This is a genomic window from Roseomonas rosulenta, assembly GCF_016106005.1.
Lineage (GTDB): Bacteria > Pseudomonadota > Alphaproteobacteria > Acetobacterales > Acetobacteraceae > Neoroseomonas > Neoroseomonas rosulenta.
Genome location: NZ_JACADR010000598.1, coordinates 1 through 876, shown reverse-complemented (window position 1 = coordinate 876; position 876 = coordinate 1). Strand labels below are relative to the sequence as shown.

The following is an 876-nucleotide window of genomic DNA, read 5'->3' as shown; positions in this document are numbered from 1 at the left end:
GCGCGCAGCGGCACCGGGGCGGCGATCGTCGCGCTCAACCCGGACGGCCCGGCCGCGGCGGCCGGGCTGCGGGTGGGCGACCGGGTGCTGGCGATCGACGGCGTCGCACTCGGCCGGCGCGATGCGGGGGCGGCCGCAGGGCTGCTCGAAGGTCCTGCCGGCAGCACGGTGTCCCTGCTGGTCGAGGCCGAGCGCCGCCGGCGCGAGGTGGCGCTCACCCGCAGCCTTCCGGTCGGCAGCCCGGTGTCGGCCGAACGCATCGACGACGCGCTGCTGCTGCGCATCCCCTCCTTCACGGCGCAGACCGAACGCCAGGTCTCGGCGGCGGTGCTCACGGCGCTCGCGGAGCGCCCGCCGCGCATCATCCTGCTGGACCTGCGCGGGAATCGCGGCGGGCTGCTCTCTCAGGCCGCGGCGGTGGCGGACGTGTTCCTGGGCGATGGCGAGGCCTTCCGCACGCTCGGCCGCCACCCGGATGCCAGCCGGATCTACGCGACCGGCCGGCCCGACCTGTCGGAGGGGCTGCCGCTGGTGGTGCTGGTCGACGGGCGCACCGCCTCCTCTGCCGAGATCCTGGCGGCCAGCCTGGGCGACCGCGGCCGCGCCGCCGTGGTCGGCACCGGCACCACCGGCAAGGGGCTGGTGCAGCTGGTGGTGCCGCTGCCCGATGGCGGCGAATTGCTGATGTCCTGGTCGCGGCTAGTGATGCCGGCGGGCTGGCCGCTGCAGGGGGTGGGCGTGCTGCCCGGGCTGTGCACGGCGGGCGGGCCTGAGGCGGCGGCACAGGGCCTGGCCGCGCTGCGGACCGGGGCGCGGCCGATGGGCCAGGCGCAGAGCCGCCAGCGCGCGCTGCGCTTCCCGGTGCCGTTGGCCGAG

Annotated in this window: 1 protein-coding gene; it reads left to right on the top strand. The window is 77.6% G+C overall.

Annotated features, from left to right (window positions below; genetic code table 11):
• The coding region (locus HW578_RS27130; RefSeq protein ID WP_198373796.1) for a S41 family peptidase at positions 1–876 on the top strand (876 nt) is incomplete at both ends.